This window comes from Streptomyces acidicola (genome assembly GCF_009377235.1).
Lineage (GTDB): Bacteria > Actinomycetota > Actinomycetes > Streptomycetales > Streptomycetaceae > Streptomyces > Streptomyces acidicola.
The window spans coordinates 1-10,941 of record NZ_VMNX01000287.1; the positions used below are offsets into that span (position 1 = coordinate 1).

Sequence of the window (10,941 nt, forward strand, 5' to 3'; positions counted from 1 at the left end):
GTGCTGGAGGGGGCGGGGGTGCCGAGGCCGAGGACGGCGCCGGTGCGGATGCCGCTGGCGGCGACGGACAGGTCGGGGCTGACGGGCCGGTCCCCGAGGTAGAGCCGGGGGCTCTGCAGCGCCTCGCCGAGGTCGGCGACGGTGGCGTCCTCGGGGAGGTCCAGCAGATGGTCCACCTGACGGCCGTCGACGTCGGCGGTGGTGAGGGTGAGTTTCACTGGGCGGTCCGTTTCACGGCCGGTCCACTGACGGCCTCGGCGGCGGGGAGGTTTCGATTCACTGGGCGGCTCGATTCACAGCCGGTCCACTGACGGCCTCGGCAGCGGGAAGGGGGCGATTCACTGAGCGGCTCGATTCACAGCCGGGCTCAGCCCGACGCCCGGCGACGGTACGGGTACGTACCACGGGGCGACTCGATTCACAGCCGGGCTCAGCCCGACGCCCGGCGACGGTACGGGTGCGTATCACGAGGCGGCTCGATTCACAGCCGGGCTCAGCCCGACGCCCGGCGACGGTACGGGTACGTACCACGGGGCGGCTCGATTCACAGCCGGGCTCAGCCCGACGCCCGGCGACGGTACGGGTACGTACCACGGGGCGGCTCGATTCACAGCCGGGCTCAGCCCGACGCCCGGCGACGGTACGGGTGCGTATCACGAGGCGGCTCGATTCACAGCCGGGCTCAGCCCGACGCCCGGCGGCGGTGAGGGTGCGTATCACGGGGCGGCTCGTTTCACAGCCGGGCTCGGCGCGGCGGTCTCGGGCGGAAGGGGGGCGGAAACGGGGGCCGCAGCGGAACCGGCAGGCCTCGGCGGACCCGTACGGAACACCTCCGCCGACTCCTCGCCCTCCTCGAACAGATCCACATCACCCAGCCCGCCGACGGCCTCGGCGGCCGGGGCGGGCGGCAGGACCGGCGGGATGCCGGACAGCACACGGGCGATGGCCCGGCCCAGCGCGTCGCAGCGGACCAGCAGCGGGGTGCCGGGGACGGCGAGGCGACCGTACTGGTCGGTCAGCAGGGTCCGGACGTAGCCTCGCCCGGGACCCCGGACGAGGACCCGCAGAGCAGGGGTGTCCCCGGGCGGGGCGGCCAGCTCCGGGGGCAGCGGGTCCGGCAGTTCGGCGGCGACCAGGACGGGCGCGATGCCGAGCCGGGGCGGGGTCTCGCGGGCGGCCCGGTAGGCCTCGCGCACGGGCTCGCCCGCGTGGTGGCGGTGCACCCCTTCGGCGACGACGACCAGCGGCCTGGGCAGCCGTACGTCGAGCTGCGCGGCGAGCGCCTGGACCAGGGCCCCGGACGCGCGGTCCTCGCCGGTCACGGAGAGCACGGGCGGGCCGACGGCCAGGTCGAGGAACGCGCAACTCTGCTCGCCGTCGTGTTCCGCGACGCCGACGGCCACGACGATGGGACGGACATCGGCTGCTTCCGGCGTCACCGAGGGCAGTTCGGCACGGTCCACGGTCCAGGACTCCGGCTCGCCGCGTCCCGCCAGCAGCACCGTCACCGTGTCGATGCCGACCAGCGCGGCGTAGGGACGGGCGGGTGCGATGGCCAACCGGGCCGCGGCCAGGGCGCGTTCGGCGTCGCGCCAGGTGGCCGGGTTGCCGAGCCGCCGGACGAGCAGCCGCAGCGCGCGCCGGTATCGCGTCCAGGCGCGGAGGGGCTCGGCGAACGCGTAGGCCGTGACCGCCACTTCCCGGCGCAACCGCGCCCAGGCGGCGCGCCATCCGCCCCATCGCATGGCCCACATGCGCAGGAGCAGGAAGAGGAGCAGCGCCGCACCGGCGATGCCCAGCCACCGGTAGATGGTGTCGCTGTTCTCACGGAACCAGACGAAAGGGTCGGTGTTCCTCACTCGGTATTCCTCATGCCAATCTCGCCATTCCTGCCGTTCCTGCTGTTCGTGCTGTTCCTGCCGTTCCCGCTGCTCTTACGGTTCCTGCTGCTCCTGCCATGACTCGTGCCGTGCCTCATGTCATGCTCACGCCGCCGGAATCTCGCGCCGCATGGCTTCGAGTGCGTAGTGATTGCGCGACTTCACCGTGCCCTGCGGCACGCCGATCGCGCGGGCGGCCTCGGCCCTGGTGCGATCGTGCAGATGAACATGGAAGAGCACCTCGCGGTGCTCGGGCGACAGACGTGCCAGGGCCCTGCGCACGACCTGCCGGTCGACCACGGTATCGGCCAAGTCGCCCGCGCCGTCAGGCCGGTGCAACATGTCGTCGGGCAGGGCGCCCACCGGCACCGCCCGGTCGCGTCTGTGGGCGTCGACGGCCAGGTTGCGGGCGACTCTCAGGAGCCAGGCGATGCGGTGGTTCTCGTCGTGCGCGTCGAGGTCGGTGAGCCAGGCACGCAACATCGTCTCCTGCACGATGTCCTCGGCGCGGTGCAGATCACCGGAGGTGAGCCGGTTCGCATAGCGCAGCAGGCGCGCCCGATAGCGTTCAGCTGCGGGCGGCGGGACGGGTAAACCGGTGGGGCGAGCATTGGGCATGGTCTGCTCCAGGACGTGATGTCGCTGCAAACAGAAGCTATTCATACTCAGCCGCTTTTTCTTCCCTCAGTTTCCGGGAAAAACCCGACAAAGCCAAACAGAGGTAGCTCAGATCAACCTCAGAATTAATTTTCCGTCAAGTTACCAATAGCGACCAGCAACCCAAATGCCGCCAACCGCCCCGCGAAGTGGTGGAGCGGGGCGGCCGGCTGCTGGGTCAAGAGGCTTACCGGGTGGTGCTGTAGGCGCGTTCGATCGTCTGGACGAGCGTGTTGCCGTCGCGGTCGGTCAGCTCGGCCCGCAGCGAGACGGAGCCCGCCTCGGCCGGGTGCTCCAGCGACAGACGCGAACCGTCGACCGCCTCGGTGGGCTGCCAGGTGGCGCCCTCGTCGTACGAGACCTCGAACGCGAGCTTCGCGGGCCGCTGTCCGGCGGCCGCGCCCTCGACGGTGAAGGGCACCTCGAACCGCTCGCCCGCCTTCGCCGTGCTGGACAGGGTCAGTTCGGGCGAGAAGCGGATCACGGACAGCGGCAGCCGGGCCGGCTCGTCCCCGGAGGTCTCGCCGGAGCGGAAGGTCCACTCCGCGCGGACGCGGGTGCTGACCGGGTACACCGCCCGGTCACGGGAGCTGTCCACGGTGAGCCGGTACGCGCTGTCCCCGGCGGGAACGGTGTACTCGGTGACGCCGTCGGTCGGGGGGATGCCGTAGTCGTCGGGGATCTCCTCGCCGCCCGCCTCCAGCGAGGTCCGCGCCGAGGTGAAGCCACTGAAGCCCCAGTGCCCGGCGCCGTCGCCGTACAGCGGCAGGTAGGCCCTGATGGCGTTTCCGTTCCGGGTGACACCGGGGAATCCCCGCTCCGGTCCGGCGTCCCCGGTCCGCCGAGGGCCGGGCCGAAGACGCCGACGTTGAACAGCTCGCGGTGGCTGCGGCCGGCCTCCCAGGTCCTGGGCAGCCTCATGAGGAAGTTCTCGAAGACCGTCTCATCGCCTTCGCCCAGGAGCTGCCACATCCGGTACGACCACTTGACGCCGTTGTCGAGGATGTAGTCGGTGGTCCGCAGCGGCAGCTTCCCCCGCAGGTCCGCGAAGGGGCGCACCACAACGCCGTCGGGCGTGTGGGGAGACAGCTCGACCTGCACGCGCCGGCCCTCGACGGGTACACCCGCCTGGAAGTCGACCTTGGCCAGCTGCTTCTGCTCGACCCGGGCGGTGAAGCCGCCCAGTCGGCTGCCCCGGTCCCAGGCCAGGCGGTAGTTGACCGGCCTGCCCGCGTCGTCCCGGCGGGTCCAGCCGCCGGAGTACTGGGTGTACAGCCCGTCCACGGGTTCCCCGGAGCCGAGCTGCCCGAACCGCGCGCCCTCGTAGGTCGGGAGAACGTACTGGAGGCCGGCGGCGCGCAGCCCCTCACCGCGTTCGAAGCCGATCGCGACCGTGGCGTCGGTGTTCTCGGCCGCCGGGTCGGGCACGGTGATCTCCACCGGCTGTGCCTGCCGGGCGTCGACGGTGACGGTGGTGTCCTTGTCCAGCCGCAGCCTCGGCTGCACCAGCACGGCGTGGGTGGGCGAGGTGAGCAGGGGGTGGATCGCACCGGTGAGGGTGTAGTCGCCCTTGGGCAGCCGGACCGTGAGTTCGCCGTCCTGTTCGTCGGCGTAGTCGGCGTAGAAGTCGTTGTCGAAGCCCGCGACGGAGGTGACGGCGTCGCCGGTCGGCTCGCCGTTCTCGTCGATGTGCTTCAGCGTCAGCTCGTACGACTCGGCCTCGCGCTCCACGCCGACGGCGGTGCGCACCTGGACCTTGCCGTCGGCCGAGGCGGCGGCCACCGAGCCGCCGAAGGTGCCGTCGGCGCTGCCCGCGCGGGTGTCCGCCGTGACGTCGGCGTTCGCCTCGCCGCCCGCCGGGACGGTGAGCCGCCGCGGTGACACGGAGAACATGCCCTCGGCGGCGGGCTTGCCGTCCACCGCGAAGGCGTCCACGGACAGTTCCAGGGTGACCGGCTCGGTACCGAGGTTGCGGTAGGTGAGCTGCTTGGTCACCGGTTCGTCGTCGCCGTGCGGCCACTGCTGCTTGCCGAAGCTGATCGGCCCCTGCTCGGTGACGACGCTCTGCTCCATCGCCCGGACGAGGTCGGTGCGGCCCGTGCCCTGCTGGAAGGAGCTGTACGAGCCCGGCTTCGCGGAACCGGTGAGGACCGCCTTGACGCGCTCACCGCTCCAGTCGGGGTGCTGCTGGGCGAGGATCGCGGCGGCGCCCGCCACATGCGGGCTCGCCATGGAGGTGCCGTCGATGGTGAGGTAGCCGGGTACGTCGGAGGGAAACAGCTCCTCCAGGACGCTGCCGGCGGCCGCGGCGGCAGTGATCTCGACGCCGGGCGCGGTCAGGTCGGGCTTGACGGCGCCGTCAGTGGCGCTCGGGCCACGGCTGGAGGAGTCCGCGAGCTGGTCGGCCGTGTCGACCGAGCCGACGGTGAGCGCGGCGGCGGCGCTGCCGGGCGAGCCGACGGTCCCCTCGCCCAACTCGCCCTCGTTGCCCGCCGCGACGACGAAGAGGGTGTCGCTTTCGGCGGAGAGCCGGTTGACGGTCTCCTCCATCGGGTCGATACCGGGGGAGTCCGTTCCGCCGAGGCTGAGGTTGACGATGTCGGCCTTCTGGGCGACCGCCCACTCCATGCCCGCGATGACCCCCGAGTCCGAGCCGAAGCCGGTGTCGTCCAGGACCTTGGCGTTCAGGAGCTCGGCACCCGGGGCGACGCCCTTGTAGGTGCCGCCGGACTTGGCGCCCGTCCCGGCCGCGATGGACGCCACATGGGTGCCGTGGCCCTGCTTGTCGCCGGTACCGGAGGACCCGGAGAAGTCCTTCTCGGCGATCACCTGGCCCGCCAGGTCGGGGTGGGTCGTGTCGATCCCCGTGTCCAGCACGGCGATTTTGACGCCGGTGCCGTCATAGCCGGCTTCCCAGGCCGTGGGCGCTCCGATCTGCGGCACGCTCTTGTCGAGACTGGCCCGGCGCCTGCCGTCCAGCCACACCTTCTCCACCGCCGTCGAGTCGGTGAACTCCGTGACTCCCCTGGCGTCGCGGCGGGCGGAGCCGGTGCCGGTGCCGGCACCGGTGCCGGTGCCGGTGCCGGTGCCGGTGCCGGTGCCGGTGCCGGTGCCGGTGCCGGTGCCGGTGCCGGTGCCGGTGTCGGTCACCGCGTTCCAGAAGGCGGCGCCACGCTTCTTCACGGGGCGCATCGCCTTGCCGTTGACGACGGGAAGCGCACGGCCCATCCGCGCCCCGGCCCCGGTGAACGGGCTCATCGAGGGCGCCTTCTTGCCCCGGAACGTGACGATCAGCGGCAGGTCGGAACGGCCGGCGTCGTCGTAGCCGTCCGCCACCAGCTGGGTCACATCGAACAGCCGGGCATCCAGCTTGCCCTGTGCCAGCAGCAGTTCGGCGTCTGAGGGCACCACCCGGGTGTGCCCGTCGACCGTGCGGACCGAGAACGGAATCCGCTCCCGGCCCTTCGCCCGCTGTACCCCGGTGACCTGACCGGCGCCGTCCAGCAGGACCCGGTCGCCGGTGACCAGCGTCACCGTCTTCACCGGCGTCTCCGCCTTCACCGGCGTCTCGGTCTTCACCGGCTTGCCCTTGGCGCCGCCGCCCGCGCCCCCGGCCACCATCTCGGAGCGCCCGTCGGGCGTCCCGCCCGTGCCCGCGGCCTGGGCCGCCGATCCCGGCACACCGGCCAGCAGAAGGGCCGCGGAAGCCACCCCCGCCGCCACCGCCGCACGCCTTTGCCTTGCGCGTGTTTGTTTTGCGCGTATGTGTCCTGCGCCTAACTCCACCTGCACTCCTGTGTTCCTGGCACTTCGAGAACCGGACAGGAGCCGTCCCGCGACCCGGGAAACCCCGGTGTCTCGCCCCGTACGCCATACGACTCACCCCAGAGACGACGGGTGTGTGGGCAGGGTTGTCACCATTCGGTATCGATGCCGACCAACTTCCCTTGATCGGGTCACTCGTTGGCGGAGTGCGGCGCGAACCTCCTTGGCCGGATGGGTTTTTGTCCCTGAACCCGCCCCGTCCCCGGGAGAACTGCTATGCAACCTTCCGACATAAAGGTCGGTCTCACACCATGTCAGCGCTTTACGAGCAAGGGGGAATCATGCGACGAATCGGAGCGGCACTGGCGGCACTTGTCCTGGCGGGCGCCGGACTGGGGGCCGCGGCGACCAGCGCGGGCGCCGCACCGGCGACCGCGGCACAGGCCGCGGCCTACCCGACCGGCTGGGGCAGCGGCACCAAGAGCGGTGCCGCCACGGGCACCGTGCCGCTGAAGAACATCAGGACGGGCCGGCACGACTGCTACGACCGCATGGTGGTCGACGTGCCCGGCGGCGGGGATGTCGGCTACCACGTCCAGTACGTCGACCGGCTCCACCAGGACGGTACGGGCGACTACATCCCGGTCGGCGGCGGGGCCGTGCTCGAAGTCCGTGTCTCCGCGCCGAGTTACGCACCGGAGACCGGCACACCCACGTACCCGGGACAGGTGGGCCGCCCCCTGCCCGGTGTGGACGTCGGCGGATACAGCACCTTCAGGGACACCCGGTTCGCGGGCAGCCTCGAGGGCGAGACACAGGTCGGTCTCGGTGTCCGCGCCCGGCTGCCGTTCCGGGTGATCCAGCTGCCCGACCGCCTGGTGATCGACGTGGCCCACAGCTGGACGAGCAGCCGCTGACGGCGACGGAGCGGCGCGGCAGGGCACGGAACAGCACGGCACGGAACAGCGCGGCACGGCGCGGCACGGCGCGGCACGGCGCGGCGCGGCGCGGCGCGGTTTTCTCGTCAGGCCTGCCGCGCCGCCGCGTACCGGATGTGACAGCGCGTCCGTTCTTCCGGTGAAGCCGTTATGTGACGGCATGCGACGGTGCGTCCGTCTCATCCGGTGCAGTCGTCCGGCTCGAACTTCGGCGTCATATATCGGCTGCCGGTATATAGTCGCGGCATGACCGACCAACCGCTGCGGGAGCCGACGCTCCTGCTTCTGACCGCGCTCGCGGACGCCCCACGCCACGGCTACGCCCTGATCAAGGAGGTCGAGACGATCTCTCAGGGCCGGGTGCGCCTGCGGGCGGGCACGCTGTACGGCGCGCTGGACCGTCTACTCAAGCAGGGGCTCGTACGGGTCGAGCGCGAGGAGATCGTCGACAGTCGGATGCGTCGCACCTACGCGCTCACCGACGCGGGTTCCGCCCTCCTCGCCGCCGAGGCCGAGCGGCTGCGCGCCACCGCCGACGAGGCGGCACGGCGGCTGGGAGTGGGCCTGACCCGACCGGACGGAGCCACTGCATGAGCATGCCCGCGCCGCACTGGACGACCCGCGCCTACCCGACGGCCTACCGGCGCGAGTACGCGGCCGAGGTCAGCGATCTCCTCTCCCAGGTCACGGCCGACCGGGGCCGGCTGGCCGGCGTCCTCGAACAGGCCACCGTCCTCGGTCACGCCCTGCGTCTGCGCACCGGCATGGACTCGGCCCGCCCCGGCGGCCGCTTCCTGGCGGGGCTGCTGCCCCTCGCCGTGCCCGTCGCCGCCTCCCTCTGCCTGACGCTGCTGGTCGTCCAGCAACTCCCCTCGCTGCAATGGGACGGAGAGCGCGCCCATACCCCGCTCGCCTACATCCCCTGGCTCGCCGTTCTCGGCTGCGCGCTCGCGGGCCGGTGGGCCGCCGCCCGGATCGCCGCCGGAGCCGCGCTCCTCGGTGCGGCGGTCTCCCTGCCGCTGGTCCGCTGGACGGACGGCGCGGAAGGGCTCGCCCAGAACCAGGCGACGCTCGCCGGGCTCGCCCTGGCCGCCCTCCTCGTACTCGCCGCCCCGCCCGACCTGCCGCCCACCAGCGGCGGCGCACGCCGCACCATGGCGCTGATCGCCCTGGCCCTGGGAGTGCCGCTGCTGGCGGGGTCGGTGACCGTCTTCCAGGTCGTCTCCGGGCCGTACGCCACGGCCGACGCGCGGCCCGATCCGCTGCGTCTGCTCTTCTTCTTCACCCCGCTGGTCCTCGCCGTGCCGGCCGCGCTGGCGATAGCCCGCGCCCGCTTCGGGCCCGCCCTCGCGGCCCTGTTGATCGCCGGGTCGGTGCTCGCGTTCGTCCCGGTCGGCCGGCTGGGGGAGGTGCCCTACGGCACCGGGAACCTGTGGGCACGGATGACGGGTGCGACAGGCGTGCTCGCGCTCCTCGTGTACGCCGCCCTCAGGACCCGCGAGCGACGCCACGCCATGGCCACCCGCTGAGCGGCGCCACAGAGCCACTGACCACGCCGCCGGAGGGGCGGCGTGGTCAGTGGGGCGGTGAGTGGGCCAGCAGGTCGTCCAGTTCGGCCGCGTAGAGCAATCCGGGGTCGAATCCCATCCCGTTGAAGTGGCCGGCGAGTTCCAGCGACAGGATGCCGTGCAGCCGGGTCCAGAAGGCCAGGGCCCGGTGGAGGTGCGCGGCCGGGGCGGGGTGGCCGTCCGCCCACTGCCGGCCGAGGCCTTCGAGGTCCGTGTCGAGCGCCGTCGTCGCACTCGTCATCGCACTCGTCGCCGTACTCGTCGCCGTACTTGTGACGGGACCATCCGGGGCCGGCGCGGCGGCGGCGTCGAGCAGCATCGCCATGTTCTCGCCCGCGATCGCAGTGATGTCGTCCGGCGCGTGGTAGCCGGGGACGGGTGTGCCGTAGATGAGGAAGTACCGCTGGGGGTCTTCCAGGGCCCAGTCGCGCAGGGCGCGCGCCAGCTCGGCCAGTCCGGCACCGGGGGCTGAGGCGGAGGCCGCGCGGAAGGTGTCGGCGAGGCTTCGGTACGCGTCCCTGATGAGCTCGGTGATCAACTCGTCCCGCCCGGCGAAGTACCGGTAGAGCGCGGGCCCGCTCATGCCCATCTGCTTGGCGATCGCGTTGAGGGAGAGCGCGGACGCCCCCGCCGTGGCGATCTGCTCCCACGCGCGTTCCTTGATCTCCGCACGCACCTGGGCGCGATAGCGCTCCCGCGGGGTCTTCGCGCCCGTGTCCGTGTCCGTGTCCGCCATGACCTTCCGCCTTCCCACGCCTCACGCGACAACTACACCTCAAAGAATTAGTTAGAGGCTATCACGAAGCGTATTGACACTCACTGCGCCGCTGCGTTACAACTTCTAACGAACGCGAAAGTAAGTAACCCAGCGCGGAGCGCAGTGGAGGTTGGTCGTCATGAACGCCGAAGGACCCGTCAACGCCGAAGGACTCGTCGAGGTCGTCCTGCCGGGCAAGGTGGAGCCGGAAGGACTGCAGTTCCGGCACGGAACGGTCCCCACCCCCGGCCCCGGCCAGGTGGTGATCCGGATGGAGGCGACCGGGATCTCCTTCGCCGAGCAGCAGATGCGCCGCGGCCGCTACTACGACCAGCCGCCGTTCCCCTTCGTGCCCGGCTACGACCTGGTCGGCACGGTGCCGGCGGCCGGCGAGGGCGTCGAGACGGGTCTCCTCGGCAGCCGGGTGGCCGCGCTGGTCAAGGTCGGCGGCTGGGCCAGCCACGTACTCGTCGACGCGGCGGACGTGGTGCCCGTGCCCGACGGGATCGGCGCGGCGGAGGCGGAGACCCTGGTGGTCAACGGCGTCACCGCCTGGCAGATGTTGCACCGCAAGGCGCGCGTCCGCGTGGGGCAGACCGTCGTGGTGCTCGGCGCCAACGGCGGTGTCGGCTCGGTCCTGGTCCAACTGGCGCGTGCCGCCGGAGCGAAGGTGATCGGCACGGCGTCCGCGCGCCACCACGACAACCTGCGGGAACAGGGCGTCCTCCCCGTCGACTACCGCACCGAGAACGTCGCCGCGCGCATCCGCGAACTCGCCCCCCATGGAGTGGACGCCGTCTTCGACCACGTCGGCGGCACGGGCATCACCGACTCCTGGTCCCTCCTCGCTCCCGGCGGCACGCTCGTCTCCTACGGCAGCGCCTCCACCCGCGACGACCAGGGCTCCAAGCAGTGGCCCGTGTTCAAGCTGCTCGGCCGGGTGTGGCTGTGGAACACGCTGCCCAACGGCCGCCGGGCCTACTTCTTCAACCTCTGGGCCGGGCGCGCCCTGGCCAAGGACCGGTTCCGGGCCCGGCTGCGCGCCGACCTCACCGAGGTCTTCGCCGCCTTCCAGCGCGGTGACGTCACCGCGCAGATCGCCGCCCAGCTGCCGCTCACCCGCGTCGCGGACGCCCTGCGGCTGGCCGAGTCCGGCACGGTCGCCGGAAAGGTCGTGCTGAATCCCTAGGCCCTGTCGGACCTGGGGGGTGTTTCGAAAGTCCCGCCATCCGTACCGGCCACATCACCCGCAATCACACGAAACGACCCGAGGGGAACACCCATGTCCAGCATGCGCACCGCCGCGCTCACGGTCTCGCTCGCCGTCACCGGCGTCCTCGCCGCCACTGTCCCGGCCGCCCAGGCGACCCCCGCCC

General features: G+C 71.9%; 10 protein-coding genes. 4 read left to right on the forward strand and 6 right to left on the reverse strand.

Annotated features, from left to right (window positions below; translation table 11 throughout):
* The 5 genes from FPZ41_RS40710 to FPZ41_RS40725 form a co-directional block, all read right to left on the reverse strand.
* Positions 1–218, reverse strand: a 218-nt coding sequence (locus FPZ41_RS40710; protein ID WP_152869168.1) for a hypothetical protein, incomplete at its 3' end; no start/stop codon positions are given.
* A gap of 498 nt (positions 219–716) precedes the next feature.
* The gene (locus FPZ41_RS40715; protein ID WP_152869170.1) at positions 717–1,859 is read right to left on the reverse strand and encodes a hypothetical protein; all 1,143 of its coding nucleotides are present in this window, start codon (positions 1,857–1,859) and stop codon (positions 717–719) included.
* 126 nt (positions 1,860–1,985) lie between these two features.
* Entirely contained in the window at positions 1,986–2,498 is a 513-nt protein-coding gene (locus FPZ41_RS40720) for a sigma-70 family RNA polymerase sigma factor (RefSeq protein ID WP_131564114.1), read from the reverse strand.
* 226 nt (positions 2,499–2,724) lie between these two features.
* A complete protein-coding gene (locus FPZ41_RS50495) occupies positions 2,725–3,135 on the reverse strand; it encodes a molybdopterin-binding protein (RefSeq protein WP_407698887.1) in 411 nt (136 codons plus the stop codon).
* Positions 3,018–6,248: a S8 family peptidase gene (locus tag FPZ41_RS40725; RefSeq protein WP_407698888.1), complete on the reverse strand. Its 3,231-nt coding sequence runs from the start codon at positions 6,246–6,248 to the stop codon at positions 3,018–3,020. Before FPZ41_RS40725 ends, FPZ41_RS50495 begins: the two co-directional genes overlap by 118 nt.
* A gap of 395 nt (positions 6,249–6,643) precedes the next feature.
* Between FPZ41_RS40725 and FPZ41_RS40735 the strand changes: the two genes are divergently transcribed.
* From FPZ41_RS40735 to FPZ41_RS40745, 3 genes are all read left to right on the forward strand, one after another.
* On the forward strand, positions 6,644–7,219 hold the full coding sequence (locus FPZ41_RS40735; RefSeq protein WP_152869172.1) for an AMIN-like domain-containing (lipo)protein: 576 nt from the start codon (positions 6,644–6,646) through the stop codon (positions 7,217–7,219).
* Between the two features lie 267 nt (positions 7,220–7,486).
* Positions 7,487–7,834: a PadR family transcriptional regulator gene (locus FPZ41_RS40740; protein ID WP_131564116.1), complete on the forward strand. Its 348-nt coding sequence runs from the start codon at positions 7,487–7,489 to the stop codon at positions 7,832–7,834.
* A complete protein-coding gene (locus FPZ41_RS40745; protein ID WP_152869174.1) occupies positions 7,831–8,769 on the forward strand; it encodes a hypothetical protein in 939 nt (312 codons plus the stop codon). Before FPZ41_RS40740 ends, FPZ41_RS40745 begins: the two co-directional genes overlap by 4 nt.
* Positions 8,770–8,815: 46 nt before the next feature.
* Here the strand turns inward: FPZ41_RS40745 and FPZ41_RS40750 are convergent, their stop codons facing one another.
* Complete coding sequence (locus FPZ41_RS40750; RefSeq protein WP_152869176.1) at positions 8,816–9,544, reverse strand: TetR/AcrR family transcriptional regulator; 729 nt, start codon at positions 9,542–9,544, stop codon at positions 8,816–8,818.
* A 160-nt stretch (positions 9,545–9,704) separates the two neighbouring features.
* Between FPZ41_RS40750 and FPZ41_RS40755 the strand changes: the two genes are divergently transcribed.
* The gene (locus FPZ41_RS40755; protein ID WP_152869177.1) at positions 9,705–10,754 is read left to right on the forward strand and encodes a medium chain dehydrogenase/reductase family protein; all 1,050 of its coding nucleotides are present in this window, start codon (positions 9,705–9,707) and stop codon (positions 10,752–10,754) included.
* Positions 10,755–10,941: the final 187 nt, after the last annotated feature.